Here is an 18,752-nt window from a genome sequence, read left to right on the forward strand (position 1 = left end):
GAGCCGGGCCCCGGTGTCCCACGGATTCCGTCCGGACTACGTGGTGGGGCCGCACCGGTACGTGACCGACTGCGGTCGGATTCAGTGCGCCCGGCCGTCATCTCGGTGGCGCCCGGCGTTGCCTGGACGTCGTCCTCTCGTCAGGATCTATTTCGCCGATATCGACATGGTGATCGGCCGCCAGTCGGGCTGGAAATGCAATCACGTCGCCTCCGGGCCGCCTCTACGAGAGATTTCCGGCCCTTCTGGCACCAATCGTCGAGGACATCCCAGGAGGAATCATGTTCGAGGACCAGACCGTCGACCTGCTCCCCGCACGGACCACCCTGCAGGCCGGAGCGGGCGGTGCCGGCGGCAACGGCGGCCGGGGCGGGGACGCCCTCGCCGTCTCGGCCGCGGTCATCTTCGTCGGTGGCGACGTGGACGACAGCACGCTGTCGGCGACGTCCGCCGAAGCCACGGCTACCGGTGGCGCCGGCGGCGCCGGCGGCGACGGCGGCGACGGCGGCGACGACTGATCACCGGGCTCCGCCGGCACCGCATCGCTGCTCCGCGCCGCTGACGACGTGCCGCTGAACCGATGAGGAGGAGGGGCGACCGGGTACCGATCGCCCCTCCTCCGTCGTTCCCGCAGGTCCCGGGCGAACGCCCCCGCCCGGTCCCATCCCCTCCGTGACGATCCACCAGGCGGCACGTGCACCACCGGCCATGGCCTCTCGCCGGCCCGCGAGTCGCGTCGGACTACGTGGTCCGGACCCCGGCGTACGTACTCGCGCGCGACTGGTTCCGTGTTCAGGCGCCGCGATCCCCGTGATGCCCGACGTTGCCTGGACGTGTCCCGCTGGCCAGGATCAGTCGGGCCAACAGCGGAATGGTGGAGAAATCGGCGCGGTGATCCGCTCTCGGGCGGGCGGGAACAAATGTGGGAGAACAGATCCTGCTCAGTGCAGGCTCATCCGGGCTGCATTCACGGCGACCTGGTTCCCCGGCTCCGTCACCTCGTGTCTTCACCATCTCGTGAAGACACGAGGAGGAACCATGTTCGAGGACCAGACCGTCGAGCTGCTGCCGGCACGGACCACCCTGCAGGCCGGCTGGGGCGGTGGCGGAGGTCGGGGGGGGCGCGGCGGGGACGCCGTCGCCATCTCGATCGCGATCATCATCATCAACGGTGACGTGGACGACAGCACGATCACGGCGATCTCCGGTGCCGCCACGGCCATCGGGGGCGCTGGTGGCGCCGGTGGCGCCGGTGGCAACAACTGATCGCTGCCCCTGCTGCCGCGCCGCGCCGCGTCGCTGACGGCGGCGTGCCACTGAACCGGTGAGGAGGAGGGGCGACCCGCACCGGTCGCCCCTCCTCCCGTCCGACCCGGGTCCTCGACCCGGGCAGAGCTGAGGTGAGCTGGATGACGCCCTTGACCGGCGATGGGGTCAGCCCGGCCAGGGCCGTCGTGGCAGACCCCGTGCGCCGACTCGCCGAGGGCACGGAGCTGCTCGGGGAGTACCGGGACTCCGGGTACCGGACACCCAAGTTCCTCGTACGACGGGCCGACGGCCAGGTCATGCAGTTGCCCCTGCTCCTGTACCGGGTGGCCTGCCTCCTGGACGGGCGCGACGCCGACCGCATCGCCACGGACCTGGGCGCGGAACTCGGCCAGGACCTGACCGCCGACCAGGTGTCGTACCTGGTCGAAGAGCGGCTCCGGCCGGTCGGCCTGCTCGCCCCCGACGACGCCGTCAGCGCAGACCCCGGCACGGCGACGGCTCCGACCCGGTCCGACCCCTTGCTGGCCCTGCGTTACCGGAAGGGGGTGGTCCCGGCAGACGTCACGTGGCGCATCGCCGGCGTCTTCCGGCAGTTCTTCACGCGTCCTGCCTGGGTGGCGGCTCTGGCCACCTTCGCGGCGCTGGACGCGCTGGTGCTCCTGCAGGGTGACGTGGTGGACCGCGTCACGGCGGGCGCGAGGACGCTGGTCCACCGACCGGAGCTCACCCTCCTCCTCCTCGTGCTCCTGGTCCTCTCGATGGCCTTCCACGAGATCGGACACGTCACGGCCTGCCGATACGGCGGGGCTCGTCCGGGCGACATGGGGATCGGCCTGTACCTCGTCTGGCCGGCCCTCTACAGCACGGTGACCGACACGTACCGCCTGGACCGGGTCGGACGCCTGCGCACGGACCTCGCCGGCGTCTACTTCAACGCCATTTTCATGGCGGTCCTGACCGGTCTGTACCTCCGCACCGACGCGACCTGGCTGCTGCCGGCGATCCTGCTCATGCACGTCCAGGCCGCCCAGCAGTTCCTGCCGAGCATCCGGTTCGACGGCTACTACATGCTCGCCGACCTGGCCGGGGTGCCCGAGCTGTTCAACTACGTGGGGCCGGTGCTGAGGAGCCTGGTCCCGGGCCGGCCGGCACATCCACGTGTGCAGGACCTGCGGCCCCGGTCACGGCGGTTGATCGTGCTCTGGGTCTCCGTGACCGTCCCCATGCTCGTGTTCTACCTGGTCACCTTCCTCCTCGTGGTGCCGCGGGTCCTGCCGCTGGTGTGGGAGGTGCTGCTCGACTACCTGGACCGGATGCAGTCGGCGATGCAGGCCGGCGACGTCACGACCGTCGCGCTGAGCGTGTTCCAGCTCCTGCTCATGCTCCTGCCATGGGTGGGCGCCGCCCTGGTGATCGCCATGATCCTGGGTGCGCTGCGCCGCTTCGGCGATGCGCGGGGATGGGCGTGGGCCGCCCCACGTCGCTGGCGCGGCGTCCGGCGGCACACAGCCCTCGCAGCGGTGGCCGGACTCGCCGGTGCGCTCGTCTGGCGAGTGGCGCACGTGGCCGGGTCGGCTCCGACGTCGACCCCAGGGAGGGGAGTGGGTGGACGCCACGCCGACGTGCTCACCAGCAGCCCGGCGCTCGCTGTGCTGACCTGTGCCGTGCTGGTCGTCAGCTTCCTGACGTCGGCCGCACTGCTCCGGTGGCGGCTGCCGGCGGTCGTCCTGCCGCTGGCCGGGGTCGCGGCCATGGGGCCCGCGATCTCCATCCTGGCTACCCCGTCCCCTGCCGTGGTCGGTGCGACGTCGACGGCGTCGGGGGCGACGATCCTGGTGGCGGCGAGCCGGGCGCATGCCGGCGCGGCTCGACGAGGAACACGGTCGGTGCCGTGGCGACGCGTCCTGGTCGGAGCGGGTCTGGTGGCCGTCGCCGTCGGTGTGGCGACGGCGCCGCTGCTGGCGCTGCCCCTGGCAGTGGGTGCCGTGCTGCTGGCCACCAGGACGGGGTGGCGACCCCACCCGCTGGTGCGCGGGTGGGTCCTGTCCGCGGTCGGCATGCTGGGGGTGACCGCGCTGGTCGCCCTCGCACTGCTCAGGACGACCCCGACGGCGCTGTCCCCTGCAGGGCAGCAGGTCCTCCTGCTGGTCGCGGGGTTGACCGTGGTCGGCGCCTCCGCGGTACGCGAGCTCCGGTGGCCGGCCGCCGCCCTCGCACCCCTCCTCCTGATCGCCGTCGTCCCCGCACCCGGTGCCCTCGCTGCTCTCCCCCTGGTGCTCTGCGCCACGGTCGTGCTCGGTGCGCTGCTCGTCGAGGCGTTGACGCGCCACCCGGTGGAGGACCGGCCGCATCCACTGCTCAGGGCGGTGCTCGTCGTCCCGATCCTCGTCGTCGTGCTCGTCGGGGCCCTCCTGTGATGCCGCCCGGATCGCCGCCCGGGGCCGTGTCCAGCCCGCGGCCCGTCGCCCACCCGACCACCAGTGGTGCGAACCCTCTCGGCCATTCCTGGCGATATCATCGCGAGCCCCACACATTTCCAGGAGGGCGGTCGTGCGTTTCCTGGTCTCCGGTGCCGCCCCCGTGCGGATGACGTGGGCCACCAAGCTCTGTACCGATTCCCTCCTCTCGGCGATGGTGCTCATGGCTTGCTCGACCCCTGCTGATCCGGGCGGCGCTGGAGGCGCAGGCGTCTCGGCCGGCGCCACGAGCGCGGCCGGCTCCCCCGGCGCGGCCGGCTCCCCCGGCTCCCCCGGCGCGGCCGGCTCCCCCGGCGCGGCCGGCTTCCCCGGTGGGACTGCCCGTGGCGGTGCCGTGAGCATCGCCTCCTGCTCCGGGGCCTCGTGCTCCGTGACGCTCGGGGGCGCCGGCTCCCGCGTCCGGGTCCTGGGTACGGCGATCTCCCTCGGCGACATCCGCGACGGGCGGGCGACCATGCGGGTCGGGGACCAGGACGTCACCTGCACCCAGGGACAGAGCACGGCAGCCGGTCCGCTGAGACTGACGTGCACGGCCCTCACGAGCGACACCGTCACCCTGGACGTCTCGCTCGGCTGAAGCGGTGGCCCGCTGGGAGGCGAGTCGCTCGACGCGTGCGACCCCGGCCCGGCGCCGATCACGGGAGCGCACTCGCCGACCGGGTGGGACGGCCCGGCCGTCCTCTCCACCGGCCGCGGGACCGGCCAGGCGTACGTTCCCGGCTCCGGCCTCGTGGACGAGCCTCACGCGGCTGCAGCACCCTCCCCGCATCCTCGGGCGCCGTCGATCTGCGTGCCCGTGGTGTCGGCTACGTAGTCCGCTCCGGCAGGATCCGTGCGCCCGGCCGTCATCTCGGTGGCCTCCGGCGTTGCCTGGACGTCGTCCTCTCGTCAGGATTCATTTCGCCGATATCGACAGGTGATCGGCGGCCAGCCGGGCCGAAAATGGGATCAGCGCACGTGCGGGCTGCCTGTACGAGCCATTCCCGGCTCCTCTGGCACCATTTCGTCGAGGACATCCCAGGAGGAATCATGTTCGAGGACCAGACCGTGGACCTGCTGCCCGCACGGACCACCTTGCAGGCCGGAGCAGGCGGTGCCGGCGGTGCCGGCGGCCGGGGCGGGGACGCCATCGCCGTCTCGGCCGCGGTCATCTTCGTCCAGGGCAGCGTGGACGACAGCGAGCTGACGGCGACGTCCGGCGCTGCCTCGGCGACCGGTGGCGACGGTGGCGACGGTGGCGCCGGTGGCGCCGGTGGCGACGACTGATCGCTGCCCCGGCTGGCGGCGATGCGTCGACGGGATCGTGGGGACCGACCCCGCACCGCTCCTGACGCGCCGCTCACCGTGATGAGGAGGGGTGACCGACACCGGTCACCCCTCCTCCCACTGCTTCCCCGGGTGCCGGACCGCCGGCACCGACCACCGGGGCGCGCCCCTCGGCCTCGGTCCGAGACCCCACCGGCCGCGCGACCGGGTGCGGCGCGTGTGCGCCGCACCGCACCGAGCGGTCGGCGGGAGGTGTCCCGGTCGGCCAGGTCGGCGCCGGGTCCGTCAGCACGTGACTCGCCCACCACCCGTGAAGAGATCGAGAGGGCTCCGTGAACCGTGTGATCCGCCGTCGGACCCTCGGTGCCGTCCTCACCGCTGCGGTGTTGTGCGGCTGCTCCTCGGGGAACGGCGTGGAGGAATCGTCCGAGGAGGGGCCGGCGCAGCTCCAGGACGCCGTGACGAGGGGTTGGGCCCTGTCGGTCCCGGTCCTGCACCCGGAGGTCCTGGCCGAGGTGCCGCACGATCCGTCGGCCTTCACCCAGGGGCTGGAGCTGCACGAGGGCACCCTCTACGAAGGCACCGGTCTCGAGGGGAGGTCCCAGCTGCGCGTGCTCGACCCGGCGACGGGGAAGGTGCAGCGGGCCGAGTCCCTGCCCGGAGAGCTGTTCGGCGAGGGCATAGCCGTGGCCGGGGATCGCATCTGGCAGCTCACCTGGCGCGACGGCGTGGTGCTCGAGTGGGACCGCGCCACCCTCGCACTGCGACAGCAGCTGCCGCTCGACGGGGAGGGTTGGGGGTTGTGCCACGACGGCACCCGCCTGGTGCGCAGCGACGGCACCGACCGGTTGCGTTTCCACGATCCGGTCACCTTCGCCGAGACCGGCTCGGTTCCGGTGACGATCGACGGCGAGCCGGTGACCCAGCTCAACGAACTCGAGTGCGTCGACGGACAGGTCTGGGCCAACGTGTGGCCGTCCGACGTGCTCGTCCGCATCGACCCGACCAGCGGACGGGTCACCGCCGCCGTGGATGCGGCCGGGTTGCTCGACCCGGAGCAGCGCGCGAACCCCGACGCGGTGCTCAACGGCATCGCGGCACTGGGCAACGACGAGTACCTGCTCACCGGCAAGCTGTGGCCCGTCTCGTTCCGCGTCCGGTTCGTGGAGGAGTAGTCGATGACCGGTCGGGGGCGGCCTCGGCCCGCCGGCCGCCGCCCCCTCCCCCTCGGGGCCCGACCGTGCTGGGATCGGACGTCGGGCTCCGGCGCGGCGTTCGACCCGATGACCACTCCCCGTCCGGTCGGAGGTGCCCCGTGCGACGTCGGTTCCCCCGGCCACCCTCCGGGGGCCGTGCTACGGCCGGCCGTGGGTTCGGTGTGCGGTCCGGCGCGGTCAGCGCGTCGGCAGCAGGCGGTTCCGTCTCCGGGTCCGTGACTCTCGTGTCCTGTTCCGGGGACTCCTGCTCGGTGACGCTCGGAGGCAGGGGCTCACGGGCGCACGTCCTCGGGACGACGTTCGGCATCGCCCTGGTCGACGGTGCGCGGGCGACCCTCCGTGTCGACGGCCGGGACGTCCCCTGCACCCCGGGGCACGGCGTCTCGATCGGCGCGCTGCGCCTCACCTGCACGAACGCCACGGACGACACGGTGACGTTCACCGTCACCCGGGGCTGACCTCGCCGCATCGGCGGGGTGCCCTCAGCGGGTGGGGACCTCGGCGTCCAGGATCGCGCCGAGGACGCCGTTGACGTAGGCCGGGGAGTCGTCGGTGGACAGGCTCTTGGCCAGCTCCACGGCCTCGTCGATGACCACCGCGTCGGGCACGTCGTCGGCCCACAGCAGCTCGAAGACCGCCATGCGCAGGATGGCGCGGTCGACGTCGGGCAGCCGCTCCAGCGTCCAGCCGCTGGCGTGCCGGCTGATCAGCTCGTCGATGCGCGCGCCGTGCTCCACGGCGCCCTCGACCAGCCGCACCGCGTGGTCGGGGACCGGCGGGGAGGCCAGCGCCACCCGCTCGCGCAGCAGCTCCAGCGGGTCGCTGCTGCGGACGTCGGCCTCGTAGAGGACGTCGACGGCGCGCTTGCGCGCCTTGGACCGGGCGGCCATGTCAGGGCGGGCCGGGGACGGGGCGGGCCGTCAGTTGGCGCGGCCGAGGTACCGGCCGTCGCGGGTGTCGACCTTGAGCCGGTCGCCGGTGTTGACGAACAGCGGCACCTGGATCTGCGCACCGGTCTCCAGGGTGGCCGGCTTCGTGCCACCCGTGGAGCGGTCGCCCTGCAGCCCCGGGTCGGTGTGCTCCACGACCAGCTCCAGGGTCACCGGCAGCTCGACGTAGAGCGGGGTGCCCTCGTGGACGGCGACGACGGCCTCGGTGTTCTCCAGCAGGTAGTCCGCCCCGCCCCCGACGGTCTCGGCCGGGACCGGGATCTGGTCGAAGGTCTCGCCGTCCATGAACACGAAGTCGGTGCCGTCCTTGTACAGGTAGGTCATCGACCGCTTGTCGACGGTGGCGGTGTCCACCTTGGTGCCGGCGTTGAAGGTCCTGTCGACGACCTTGCCCGAGAGCACGTTCTTCAGCGTGGTGCGCACGAAGGCGCCGCCTTTGCCGGGCTTGACGTGCTGGAACTCGGTGACGGTCCAGAGCTGGCCGTCGAGGTTGAGGACCATGCCGTTCTTGAGGTCGTTGGTGGTAGCCATCTAGAGGACCAGCAGTTCCTTGCTCGTGAGGGTCAACAACTCGGGCTCGCCATCGGTGACGACCAGCGTGTCCTCGATCCGGACACCGCCGTGGCCGGGCAGGTAGACCCCCGGCTCCACGGTGACGGCCATGCCGGCGGCCAGCGTACCCGCGCCGAGCTGGCCGATGCCCGGTGCCTCGTGGATCTCCAGGCCCACCCCGTGGCCCAGCCCGTGGGTGAAGTGCTCGCCGTGCCCGGCGGCGACGATGACGTCGCGGGCCGCGGCGTCGACCGCGACCACGTCGGCGCCGGGCGCGAGCGCGGCCCGCCCGGCCGCCTGGGCCGCGGCGACGAGGTCGTAGACCTCGCGCTGCCAGTCGGCCGCGTGGCCGAGGACCAGCGTGCGCGTCATGTCCGAGTGGTAGCCGTCGACGGTCGCGCCGAAGTCCAGCTTCAGCAGGTCACCACCGGCCAGCACGGTGCCGTCGGGCCGGTGGTGCGGGATCGCCGAGTTGGCGCCGGTGGCGACGATGGTCTCGAAGGACGGCGCCTCGGCGCCCATGGCCAGCATCCGGGCGTCGAGCTCGCGGCCGACCTGCAGCTCGGTGCGACCCGGCCGCAGCGCCCCCTCGGCGGCCAGCTCGGCCAGGGCGGCGTCGGCGATCGCGCAGGCCCGCCGCAGCGCGTCGACCTCCTCGTCGTCCTTGACCGCGCGCAGCGCCTCCACGGCCCGGCGGACGCCGGTCAGCTCGGCGACCGCACCCCCGGCGGCGTCGGCGACCACCGACTCCAGCGCGCGCAGCCCGTCGACGGTGACGTGGTGGGACTCGAAGCCGATCCGTCCCGCGCCCGGCCCGCCGGACCGCGGGCGCACCGCCTCGCGGGCCAGGGCGGTCGCGGTCGCCCGGTCGACGAGCAGCTCCACGTCGGGCACCTGGGTGCCGGCCTGGGTGGTGTAGCGGCCGTCCGTGCCGAAGACGTCCCGGCCGTCGGTGCGCAGCAGCAGCGCGCCGTTCGAGCCGGTGAACCCGGTCAGGTACCGCACGTTGTGCAGCTCGGTCACCAGGACGGCGTCCAGCCCCCGCTCGGCGGCGACCGCCCGCAGCCGGTCGCGCCTGCCCGCCTGACGCGCACCCATCTGGAGACCTCCCTCTCCGGCGCCGCGCCCGCGCGCGGACCCCGCTCCTCGCCTCACCGCACCCCCCGCGCGGCCAGCCACTGCAGCGCGAGCACGTAGCCCTGCACCCCGAGGCCGGCGATGACCCCGTCGGCCACGCCGGACACGTAGGAGTGGTGCCGGAACTCCTCGCGGGCGTGGATGTTGGTGATGTGCACCTCGACCAGCGGGCCGTTGAGCGCGGCCAGCGCATCGCGCAGCACCACCGAGGTGTGCGACCACCCGCCGGGGTTGACGACCACCGCGTCCCCGGCGTCGGAGGCGGCGTGCACCCAGGAGAGGAGCTCGGACTCGGAGTCGGTCTGGCGCACCAGGACCGCGACGTCCAGCTCGCGGGCGGCCTGCTCCAGCAGGGCGACCAGCTCGGCGTACGTCGTCGTCCCGTACCGCTCCGGCTCCCGCAGGCCGAGCCGGCCCAGGTTGGCGCCGTTGAGCACCTGGATGGTCATGCTGTCCCTCCACCGACCGCCGCCCACGCGGCGTCGAGCCAGGCCTGGTCCGGGTCGGCCAGGATGCGCGGGTTGCCGAGCCCGTCGAGGACGACGAACCGCAGCGAGGCGCCGCGGGCCTTCTTGTCCACCCGCATCACCGACTGCAGCCGGGCCCAGTCGCCGGCGTAGCGGGTCGGCAGGCCGATCGCGGCGACGAGGTCGCGGTGCCGGGCCACCTCGGCCGGCGTGAGCAGCCCCGCCTGCCCGGCCAGCTCGGCGGCGAACACCAACCCGACGCCGACCGCCTCGCCGTGCCGCCAGCCGAAGTCCTCGACCCGCTCGATCGCGTGGGCCAGCGTGTGGCCGTAGTTGAGGAACTCCCGCACGCCGGTGTCGAGCAGGTCCTGCCCCACCGCGTCGGCCTTGACGCGCACGGCCCGCTCGATGAGCTCATCGGTGTCGCGGCGGCCGGTGGGGTCGGCCTCGAGCAGGCTCAGGACGACCGGGTCGGCGATGAAGCCGCACTTCACCACCTCGGCCAGGCCCGAGCGGAACTCCGCCCCGGGCAACCCGGCCAGCACCTCGGTGTCGGCGAGGACCGCGGCCGGCGGGTGGAAGGCGCCCACCAGGTTCTTGCCCGCGGCGGTGTTGATGCCGGTCTTGCCGCCGACCGCGGCGTCCACCATGCCCAGCAGGCTGGTCGGCACCTGGACGACGCGGACCCCGCGCACCCAGGTGGCGGCGAGGAAGCCGGCGAGGTCGGTGACCGCGCCCCCGCCCACGCCGACGACCGCGTCGGAACGGGTGAGCCCGAGCCGGCCGAACTCCTCCCAGGCCGCGGCGGCCACCGCCGCGGTCTTGGCCGCCTCGCCGTCGGGCACGACGACGGCCTCGGCGGCGACCCCGGCGGTCTGCAGCGCCTCGACGGCGGCGCCCGCCCGGGCGGCCAGCGGCGGGGCGTGGACGACGGCGGCGCGGGCGGTGCCGGCCAGCACCAGCCCGAGCTCGGCCTGGGCACCGGGGCCGATGACGACCTCGTAGGGCCGCTCACCCGGGACGGGGACGCGCCTCACGGGTGCGCCCGCTGCGCGCCCACGGCGGCGAGCACGTCGGCGACCACCTCGGCCGGCTCCCGCCCGCCGGTCGGGACGGTGGCCGAGGCCACCTCGGCGTAGAGCGGGGCGCGGGCCTGCAGCAGGCTGCGCAGCGTCGCCCGCGGGTTGAGGCCCAGCACCGGCCGTTCCCGGCCCAGGCCCACCCGCCGGGCCGCCGAGGCCAGGTCGACGTCGAGCCACACGACCGCGCCGCCGGCGGCGCGGTGGGCGGTCAGCAGGTCGCGGGTCCCCTGCGCCAGCACCGCCCCGCCGCCCAGGGCGAGGACGCCGTCGTGCTCGGCCAGCGCCCGGCGGACCGCCGCCCGCTCCAGCGCGCGGAAGTGCTCCTCGCCGTGCTCGACGAACAGGTCGGCGACGGTCTGACCCGCGCGCGCCTCGATGTCGGCGTCGGTGTCCCGGAACGGCAGGCCGAGGGCCCGCGCCACCGCGGTGCCGACGGTGGTCTTGCCCGACGACGGCGGGCCCACCAGCACCAGCACCGGCCCGCTCACCGGACCGCCAACGCGTCGAGGTAGGCGCGGGCGTTGCGCCGGGTCTCGGCGAGGGAGTCCCCGCCGAACTTCTCCAGCGCGGCGTCGGCGAGCACCAGGGCGACCATCGCCTCCATGACGACGGCGCCGCGCGGCACCGCGCAGGCGTCGCTGCGCTGGTTGATCGCGACGGCCGGCTCGCCGGTGGCCACGTCGATCGTGGCCAGCGCCCGCGGCACGGTGGAGATCGGCTTCATCGCCGCCCGCACCCGCAGCACCTCGCCGTTGGTCATCCCGCCCTCGATGCCGCCGGCGCGGTCGGTGAGCCGCTGCACCCGGCCGTCGGCGAGGACGATCTCGTCGTGGGCGACCGAGCCGCGGCGGCGGGCGGTCTCCAGGCCGTCCCCGACCTCGACGGCCTTCACCGACTGCACACCCATCAGCGCGGCCGCCAGGCGCGAGTCCAGCCGGCGGTCCCAGTGCACGTGGCTGCCCAGCCCCGGCGGGAGGCCGTGCACCACGACCTCGACGACGCCGCCGAGGGTGTCGCCGTTCTTCCGGGCGTCGTCGACCTCGGCCACCATCTGCGCGCTGGTGGCCGGGTCGGCGCACCGCACGGGGTCCTCGTCGACCCGCGGGTTGTCCTGCGGGCCGGGCACCACGCCCGGCGGGACGACGACCGGGCCGATGCCGACGACGTGGCTGACCACCTCGGCGTCGAGGGCCTGGCGCAGGAAGGCGCGGGCCACCGCACCCAGCGCCACCCGGGCGGCGGTTTCGCGCGCGCTGGCCCGCTCGAGGACCGGGCGGGCGTCGTCGAAGCCGTACTTCTGCATGCCCGGCAGGTCGGCGTGCCCGGGCCGGGGGCGGGTGAGCGGGGCGTTGCGGGCCTGGCCCTCGAGGACGGCCGGGTCGACGGGGTCGGCCGACATCACCGTCTCCCACTTCGGCCACTCGGTGTTGCCGACCTGGACGGCGATCGGCCCGCCCTGCGTGACGCCGTGGCGGACCCCGCCGGTGAGGGTGACGACGTCCTGCTCGAAGGACATCCGCGCGCCGCGGCCGTGGCCGAGCCGGCGGCGGGCCAGGTCGGTGTCGAGGTCGGAGGTCTGCACCCGGACGCCGGCCGGGAGGCCCTCGAGGATGGCGGTGAGCTGCTGGCCGTGCGACTCACCGGCGGTCAGCCAGCGCAACATGCCGGCGATTCTGCCAGTCGGCGGACCGTCCACCTCCGGCCTCCCTGCAGGGTCCCACCGCGAGCCTGCGAGAGGTGGGGGCAGGGAGGTCCTCGCTCCCTCGCCGGCTCGGGGCGGGCCCCGGGAGGGGGGCCACACCTGCGCCGGACAGCACCGAGGTCACCGGGTCAGCGGAGCTCCAGCGCGGCCCGCATGGCCTCGATCGGCGCCGGCCGCCCCGTCATCAGCTCCACCTGGACGGTGGCCTGCCAGAGCAGCACATCGAGGCCGCCGGCCACGGTGCCGCCGGCCGCGGTCACCGCCCGGGCCAGCGGGGTGGGCCACGGGTCGTAGAGGACGTCGAGGACCGTCTGCCCCGCCCGCCAGTCCAGCGCGGCCACGGCCGGCTGCCCGGCGACCGGCACGGTGCTCACCACGACCGGGGCCTGCACCGGGCCCCCGGACATCGGGAGCACCCGTGCGCGCACCTCCAGGGTGTCGAGCACCCGCAGGACGTCCTCGGTGCGCGCGGGGTCGCGGACGACGACGTCCACCGCCTCGGCCCCGAGGGAGGCGAGGGCCACCGCCGCGGCCGCCGCCGTCCCCCCGGCCCCGAGCAGCGCCGCGTGGGAGACCTGCTCGACACCGGCCAGCCGCAGCGCCATGCCCACGCCGGTGACGTCGGTGTTCTCGGCCCGCCAGCCCTGCCCGGTGCGGACGAGGGTGTTCGCCGCGCGCAGCAGCCGCGGCAGCGGCTCCACCACGTCCGCGGCCGCGACCGCCGCCTGCTTGCACGGCATGGTCACCGAGAACCCGCACCACTCCTCGCCGAGGCCGGCCAGGAGGACGGGCAGGTCCTCCGGGCCGACGTCGAGGGCGTCGTAGGTCCACCCCTCCAGCCCCAGTGCGGCGTAGGCCGCCCGGTGCAGCAGCGGGGACAGCGAGTGCGCGACCGGCCGCCCCAGGACCGCCGCGCGCCGGCCCGTCCCCGCCGTGTCGGAGGGGTCAGCCACCGCAGCCCAGGCCGGCCTCGGCGCAGCGCTGCCGGGCGGCCAGGAACTCCTCGTAGCTGTCGGTGAAGAAGTGGTTGCCGTCCTGCGACTCCAGCACGTAGTAGAGGAGGTCCCCGGTCGAGGGCGCGAGGGCCGCCTCGAGGCTGGCCTCGCCCGGGGAGCTGATCGGCGTGGGCGGCAGCCCGGCCCGCGTGCGGGTGTTGTACGGCGAGTCGGTCTCCAGGTCGGTCACCGTGAGCTCGTTGCCGTTCTTGCCCAGCCCGTAGGCCAGCGCCGCGTCGATGCCCAGCGGGATGCCCTGCCCCAGCCGGTTGTAGATGACCTGCGCGACGTCGGGCCGCTCCTCGTCCAGCCGGGTCTCCGACTGCACCATCGAGGCGACGATCACCACGTCGAGCGGCGACCGGCCGGCGGCCGCGGCGCGCTGCTCCAGCTGGATGCGCTGGGCGGTGTCGGTGAACGCCGACACCATCGCCCGCAGCATGTCCGCGGGGGTGTCGTCCGGCGTGAAGTCGTACGTGGCGGGGAACAGGAAGCCCTCGAGCTGGCCACCGGCCCACTCCGGGACGCCCAGCGACGCGGGATCGGCCGCCGCGGCGCGGAACTCCTCGACGGGCCGCTCCGTGGCCTCGGCCAGCCGCTGCAGGGTCTGCTCGACGGTGAACCCCTCGGGCACGGTCACCCGGGCGAACAGCCGCGAGGCGGGGTCGAGCAGCAGGTCGAGGGCGGCCTGACCGCTCATCTCCTCCCGCAGGCCGTACACGCCGGGCTGGATGCCGGTGGCCGCCGGGTTGGCCTCGGCGGCCTCCACGAACGGGCTGACGGAGGCGATGACCCCGGCGTCGACCAGGCTGCGGCCGATGTCGCTGAGGGTGTCCCCCACGGCGACGCGGACCTGCACCTCCCCGGTGCCCTGCCCGGTGTAGTCCTCGGCCGCGGGGTTCACCAGGCCGATCAGCGCCCGGCCGCCGACGACGATGCCGCCGACCAGCGCGACCAGCACCGCCAGCGACAGCACGATGGCCAGCGGGCGGCGGGCGCCACCGCGGCCCCCGCCGCCGCGCCCCCGGGGGGGCCGGCCGCGGTGGTCGGTGTCCTGCGCGTCCGCGCCGAGCACCTCCAGGCCGCCGGTGGCCTCGGCGTCGTCGTCCCACTGCGGCTCGCGCCCGTGCGGGTCGGCGGCGTACGGGTCGCGGACCTGCGGGTCGATCGCGGCGGTCTCGTCGCCTCCGGCCGGGGGCCCGCCCGGCCCGCCGGGTGGCGGCACGGCGACGGTCGCGTCCTCGTCGGCCCCGTCGCGCCGCTGCAGGCGCGACCAGGCCCCGGCGGGCCGCGGCGGGAGGTCCGGCAGCGGCGCCGAGGGGTGGGCCGCACCGGCACGCCGGCCCGCGCCGTCGCCGGGCGGGACGAGCGGACCCGTGCCGTCGTCCTGCCCGGCCACCCGGGAGGCCTGCCGGCCCCGCGCCCCGCGCGGGGCCGGGTCGGTCACGATCGCTCCTGCTGCGCGTCCAGGTAGGCCTGGAGGATGACCACGGCCGCGGCCTGGTCGATCACCGACCGCTGGCGGCGGCTGTCGAGACCGTTGGCCCGCAGCGCGCCGGCCGCGGACACCGTGGACAGCCGCTCGTCGACCAGGTGCACCGGCACGCCGCCGAGGCGCCCGGCGAGGGCCCGGGAGTAGGCGCGGGCCTCCCGTGCCGACGCACCGGACGCACCGGACAGGTGGCGGGGCTCCCCCACGATCACCTCGGTCACCTCGTGCTCGGCGACCAGGGCGGCGATCCGGTCGAGGTCGGACTCGTCCCGGGCCCGCGGCACGGTCTCCAGCGGGCTGGCCAGGGTGCCGGTCGGGTCGGACAGCGCCACGCCCACGCGGACGCTGCCGACGTCGACGCCCAGCCGGCGGCCCTGCCGGGTCCGGCGCGGCGGGATGGGCAGCCCGCCCGGCAGGCCGCCGGAGAGGTCGATCTGCGCGGTCTCGTGCCGGACCGGCGGGAAGCCGGCGCGCAGGTCGATCTGCTCGGTGCGGTGGTGCACCGGCTCCTGCGGGGTGCTGCGGGGCCGGGACGGCGGCACCGCCGGCCGGCTCACCCGCCGCTCCCCCACCGGACCGGTCTCGTCGGGGCGCTGCTCGGGCACGTCCCTCACCTCCCTGCGGCGGTCGCGACCGCCTGTTCGCCGGCCTCGAGGGCCGCGGGGATGCCACTCGGGTCGGTCCCCCCGCCCTGGGCCACGTCTGCCTTGCCCCCACCCCGGCCGCCGACGGGGACGGCGGCGGCGCGGAGGACGTCGTTCGCCGTCAGGCCGCGCTCCTGGGCGGCCGGGGTCACGGCTGCCACGAGGGCCACCTTGCCGCCGGACTCGGAGGCGAGCAAGACCACCGCCGGGCGATCGGCCAGCCGGCCGCGGACGTCGAGGGCCAGGGTGCGCAGGTCACCCCCGCCGAGGCCCGCAGGCGCGCCGGTGACGACCGCGATCCCGGTCACCTCGCGCGCCGAGCGGGCCAGCTCGCCGGCCGCGGCCAGGGTCTGCTGACCCCGCAGGTCGGCGACCTCGCGGTCGAGGTCGCGCATCCGGGCCAGCATGCCGGCGACCCGGTCGGTCAGCCCGTCGGCCGGGGTCTTCAGCAGGTCGGAGAGCTGGCGCACCAGGTCGCGCTCGCGGGCCAGGTACCGGAACCCCTCCAGGCCCACGGCCGCCTCGACGCGCCGCGAGCCGGAGCCGACCGACGACTCGCCGGTGAGCGCCAGGGTGCCGATCTGGGCGCTGCCCTGCACGTGGGTCCCACCGCAGAGCTCCCGGGACCAGGGGCCGCCGATCTCCACCACGCGCACCTGCTCGCCGTAGGTCTCCCCGAACAGCGCCAGGGCGCCGATGGCCTGGGCCTCGGGCAGCGTCATGAACGCGGCGCTCACCGCGTGGTCGGCGCGGACGGCGGCGTTGGCGACGTCCTCGACGTCCCGGCGCTGCTGCGCGGTCAGCGCGCCCTGCCAGGCGAAGTCCAGCCGCAGGTAGCCGGGCCGGTTGTAGGAGCCCGACTGCAGCGCCTGCGGGCCGAGCACCTGGCGCAGCGCGGCGTGCACGACGTGGGTGCCCGAGTGCGCCTGGCAGGCCGACAGCCGCCACTCCCGGTCCACCTCGGCCACGAGCTCGGCGCCGTCGCGCAGCTCCCCCTCGAGGACCCGCACCTGGTGCACGACCAGGCCCTTGACCGGCCGCTGCACGTCGAGCACCTCGGCGCGGCCGCCGTCCCAGGCCAGGTGCCCGGCGTCGGCGACCTGGCCGCCGGACTCGGCGTAGAAGGGCGTGCGGTCCAGCACCACCCGGGTGACCTCGCCGGGGCCGGCCACGGCCGGGCCGTCCTCCTCCAGGTCGGTGACCACGCCCAGCACGCGGGAGTCGGTGCGCAGGGTGGAGTAGGCCCGCCAGTCGGTGGGCCCGTGCTCGGCCAGCAGCCGGCGGTAGGCCAGGACGTCGACCGAGCCGGTCCGCTTCGCGCGGGCGTCGGCGCGGGCCCGGTCGCGCTGCTGCTGCATGAGCGCCCGGAACCCCTCCTCGTCGACGGTGACGCCCTGCTCGGCGGCCATCTCCAGCGTGACGTCGATCGGGAAGCCGTAGGTGTCGTGCAGGCTGAACGCCTGCTCACCGGAGAGCGCCGGGGTGCCGGCGGCCTTGGCCTGGGCGACGGCGGTGTCGAACAGGGCGGTGCCGGAGGTGAGGGTGCGCCGGAAGGCGTCCTCCTCGGCGTAGGCCACCGACGAGATGCGGGCGAAGTCGGTCTCCAGCTCGGGGTAGCTGGCCTTCATCGCGTCGCGCGAGACGGGCAGCAGCTCCGGCAGGGTCGCGGCGTCCACGCCGAGCAGGCGCATCGACCGGACGGCGCGGCGCAGCAGCCGGCGCAGGATGTAGCCGCGGCCCTCGTTGCCGGGCGTGACGCCGTCCCCGATGAGCATCAGGCCGCTGCGCACGTGGTCGGCGACCACCCGCAGCCGGACGTCGGTGTCGTGGTCCTTGCCGTAGGTGACCCCGGCGAGCTCGGCGCCCCGGTACAGCACCGGGGCGACCTCGTCGATCTCGTAGAGGTTGTCCACGCCCTGCAGCAGGTAGGCCACCCGCTCCAGGCCCATGCCGGTGTCGATGTTCTTCCTCGGCAGGTCGCCGACGATGCGGAAGTCCTCCTTGCTGCGCACGTCGGCGAGCTCGTACTGCATGAAGACCAGGTTCCAGATCTCCAGGAACCGGTCCTCGTCCACCACGGGGCCGCCGTCGGGGCCGTGCTCGGGGCCGCGGTCGTAGTAGATCTCGCTGCACGGGCCGCCGGGGCCGGGCTGGCCGGTGTGCCAGTAGTTGTCCTTCAGCCCGCGGCGCTGGATGCGCTCCTCGGGCAGGCCGGCGATCCGCTTCCAGGCGTCGGCGGCCTCGTCGTCGTCCAGGTAGACGGTGACCCAGATGCGGTCGGGGTCGAAGCCCAGCTTCCCGTCCTCGACCGACCCGGTGACGAGGTCCCAGGCGTGCTGGACCGCCCCCTCCTTGAAGTAGTCGCCGAAGGAGAAGTTGCCGTTCATCTGGAAGAACGTGCCGTGGCGGGTGGTCTTGCCCACCTCCTCGATGTCGAGGGTGCGCACGCACTTCTGGACGCTGGTGGCCCGCGGGTAGGGCGCGGGCTCGCGGCCGGTCAGGTACGGGATGAACGGCACCATGCCGGCCACGGTGAAGAGCAGCGACGGGTCCGGCGACACCAGCGAGGCGCTGGGGACGACGGTGTGCCCGCGCTGGGCGAAGTGCTCGAGGAAGCGGCGGCGGATCTCGGCGGTCTGCATGTCCTACTCGGTCGGTCTGCGGGTGGTCAGTCGGCGGCGTGCGCGCCGCGCCGGGGCAGCTGCGCGGGGCCGCCCTCGGGGAGCGGGGCGTCCAGGCCGGTGCCGGCGCGGATCTCGGCCTCGCGCTCGGCCATCGCCTCGCGGACGTCGGCGCCGAACGCGCCGATGGCGTCGGCGAGGTCGCGCAGCCCCTCGGCGATCGAGGCGCCGACCCCCGCGGGGGTCATCCGCTCCGCGGCGCGGGACATCTTGCGGACGAGGAGGGCGCCGATCGTCACGCCCATCGCCAGCCAGAACAGCCGGCGCATCAGGCGGCCCGCCGAGCGGTGCGGCGCGCACGGCGCTCGGCCTTGTCGCGGGCGGCGGCCTCGGCGATGGCCTGGCCCTCGCGCTTCTTGCGCGCCGCGCTGCGCACCCCGTAGCTGAACGCGGCCACCTTGATCAGCGGGCTGCCGATGGTGGCGGCGACGACGCTGGTCAGCGCGGCCACGTTGCTGGAGACGTTCGCCGCGTTGCCGGTGATGTCGTCCACGCGCTCGAGGTTGCTGTTGACGTGGGCGACCGTGGTGGAGGCCTGGGTCAGGATGGGCTGGGCCTGCTCCCGGGCCTGCCGGATGGTCAGGGTGGCCTCGTCCAGCGTGCGACCCAGCTTCAGCAGCGGGATCGCGAGCAGGGCCACCAGCAGCACCAGGGCCAGGGCGGCGATCAGGCCGGCCCACTCTCCTGCGGACACGCGGGGTCTCCTCGTCCTCGGCGACGCCGGTGCTCCGGCGTCGTCTGGTCGACGTCGTGGGCACGGCGTCCGTTCGGGACGTCGTGCTCCCGGCGTCTGGTCGGCGTCTCGTCGGCGTCACCGTCTC

General features: G+C 74.9%; 19 protein-coding genes. 6 read left to right on the forward strand and 13 right to left on the reverse strand.

Annotated elements, in window-relative coordinates:
* The first annotated feature begins 281 nt into the window (after nt 1–281).
* The 6 genes from ACI8AC_RS08830 to ACI8AC_RS08855 all read left to right on the forward strand — a co-directional run bounded on the left by ACI8AC_RS08830 (nt 282) and on the right by ACI8AC_RS08855 (nt 6,687).
* Nucleotides 282–518, forward strand: a complete 237-nt coding sequence (locus tag ACI8AC_RS08830) for a hypothetical protein (protein ID WP_456897208.1) — start codon at nt 282–284, stop codon at nt 516–518.
* 520 nt (nt 519–1,038) lie between these two features.
* Nucleotides 1,039–1,266 carry a hypothetical protein gene (locus ACI8AC_RS08835; RefSeq protein WP_456897209.1) on the forward strand — a complete coding sequence of 76 codons (228 nt, stop codon included), beginning with the start codon at nt 1,039–1,041 and terminating at the stop codon, nt 1,264–1,266.
* A 143-nt stretch (nt 1,267–1,409) separates the two neighbouring features.
* Complete coding sequence (locus tag ACI8AC_RS08840) at nt 1,410–3,686, forward strand: hypothetical protein (protein WP_456897210.1); 2,277 nt, start codon at nt 1,410–1,412, stop codon at nt 3,684–3,686.
* Between the two features lie 1,089 nt (nt 3,687–4,775).
* Nucleotides 4,776–5,012 (forward strand): hypothetical protein, encoded by a 237-nt coding sequence (locus tag ACI8AC_RS08845; RefSeq protein WP_456897211.1) that lies wholly within the window; start codon nt 4,776–4,778, stop codon nt 5,010–5,012.
* A 458-nt stretch (nt 5,013–5,470) separates the two neighbouring features.
* Nucleotides 5,471–6,187 (forward strand): glutaminyl-peptide cyclotransferase, encoded by a 717-nt coding sequence (locus ACI8AC_RS08850; protein ID WP_456897213.1) that lies wholly within the window; start codon nt 5,471–5,473, stop codon nt 6,185–6,187.
* A gap of 293 nt (nt 6,188–6,480) precedes the next feature.
* A complete protein-coding gene (locus ACI8AC_RS08855; RefSeq protein WP_456897215.1) occupies nt 6,481–6,687 on the forward strand; it encodes a hypothetical protein in 207 nt (68 codons plus the stop codon).
* 24 nt (nt 6,688–6,711) lie between these two features.
* Here the strand turns inward: ACI8AC_RS08855 and nusB are convergent, their stop codons facing one another.
* The 13 genes from nusB to ACI8AC_RS08920 all read right to left on the reverse strand — a co-directional run bounded on the left by nusB (nt 6,712) and on the right by ACI8AC_RS08920 (nt 18,625).
* Entirely contained in the window at nt 6,712–7,119 is a 408-nt protein-coding gene (nusB, locus tag ACI8AC_RS08860) for a transcription antitermination factor NusB (RefSeq protein WP_456897217.1), read from the reverse strand.
* Nucleotides 7,120–7,149: 30 nt separating this feature from the next.
* The gene (gene efp / locus ACI8AC_RS08865; RefSeq protein ID WP_456897219.1) at nt 7,150–7,710 is read right to left on the reverse strand and encodes an elongation factor P; all 561 of its coding nucleotides are present in this window, start codon (nt 7,708–7,710) and stop codon (nt 7,150–7,152) included.
* The gene (locus ACI8AC_RS08870) at nt 7,711–8,829 is read right to left on the reverse strand and encodes a M24 family metallopeptidase (protein WP_456897221.1); all 1,119 of its coding nucleotides are present in this window, start codon (nt 8,827–8,829) and stop codon (nt 7,711–7,713) included.
* A 53-nt stretch (nt 8,830–8,882) separates the two neighbouring features.
* On the reverse strand, nt 8,883–9,317 hold the full coding sequence (gene aroQ / locus ACI8AC_RS08875; protein WP_456897223.1) for a type II 3-dehydroquinate dehydratase: 435 nt from the start codon (nt 9,315–9,317) through the stop codon (nt 8,883–8,885).
* Nucleotides 9,314–10,372, reverse strand: coding sequence for a 3-dehydroquinate synthase (gene aroB, locus ACI8AC_RS08880; RefSeq protein WP_456897225.1), 1,059 nt, complete (start codon nt 10,370–10,372; stop codon nt 9,314–9,316). The genes aroQ and aroB overlap by 4 nt, the downstream gene beginning before the upstream one ends.
* Nucleotides 10,369–10,905, reverse strand: a complete 537-nt coding sequence (locus ACI8AC_RS08885; protein WP_456897227.1) for a shikimate kinase — start codon at nt 10,903–10,905, stop codon at nt 10,369–10,371. The genes aroB and ACI8AC_RS08885 overlap by 4 nt, the downstream gene beginning before the upstream one ends.
* Entirely contained in the window at nt 10,902–12,080 is a 1,179-nt protein-coding gene (gene aroC / locus ACI8AC_RS08890; protein WP_456897229.1) for a chorismate synthase, read from the reverse strand. The genes ACI8AC_RS08885 and aroC overlap by 4 nt, the downstream gene beginning before the upstream one ends.
* Nucleotides 12,081–12,247: 167 nt before the next feature.
* Complete coding sequence (locus ACI8AC_RS08895; protein ID WP_456897231.1) at nt 12,248–13,072, reverse strand: shikimate dehydrogenase; 825 nt, start codon at nt 13,070–13,072, stop codon at nt 12,248–12,250.
* Entirely contained in the window at nt 13,065–14,561 is a 1,497-nt protein-coding gene (mltG, locus tag ACI8AC_RS08900; protein ID WP_456897233.1) for an endolytic transglycosylase MltG, read from the reverse strand. The genes ACI8AC_RS08895 and mltG overlap by 8 nt, the downstream gene beginning before the upstream one ends.
* On the reverse strand, nt 14,558–15,211 hold the full coding sequence (gene ruvX / locus ACI8AC_RS08905; RefSeq protein WP_456897235.1) for a Holliday junction resolvase RuvX: 654 nt from the start codon (nt 15,209–15,211) through the stop codon (nt 14,558–14,560). The genes mltG and ruvX overlap by 4 nt, the downstream gene beginning before the upstream one ends.
* A gap of 5 nt (nt 15,212–15,216) precedes the next feature.
* On the reverse strand, nt 15,217–17,892 hold the full coding sequence (gene alaS, locus ACI8AC_RS08910) for an alanine--tRNA ligase (protein ID WP_456897237.1): 2,676 nt from the start codon (nt 17,890–17,892) through the stop codon (nt 15,217–15,219).
* Between the two features lie 26 nt (nt 17,893–17,918).
* Nucleotides 17,919–18,200 carry a hypothetical protein gene (locus ACI8AC_RS08915; protein ID WP_117376347.1) on the reverse strand — a complete coding sequence of 94 codons (282 nt, stop codon included), beginning with the start codon at nt 18,198–18,200 and terminating at the stop codon, nt 17,919–17,921.
* A complete protein-coding gene (locus ACI8AC_RS08920; RefSeq protein WP_456897240.1) occupies nt 18,200–18,625 on the reverse strand; it encodes a DUF948 domain-containing protein in 426 nt (141 codons plus the stop codon). Before ACI8AC_RS08920 ends, ACI8AC_RS08915 begins: the two co-directional genes overlap by 1 nt.
* Nucleotides 18,626–18,752 lie beyond the last annotated feature (127 nt).

This window comes from Geodermatophilus sp. SYSU D00758, from assembly GCF_054049955.1.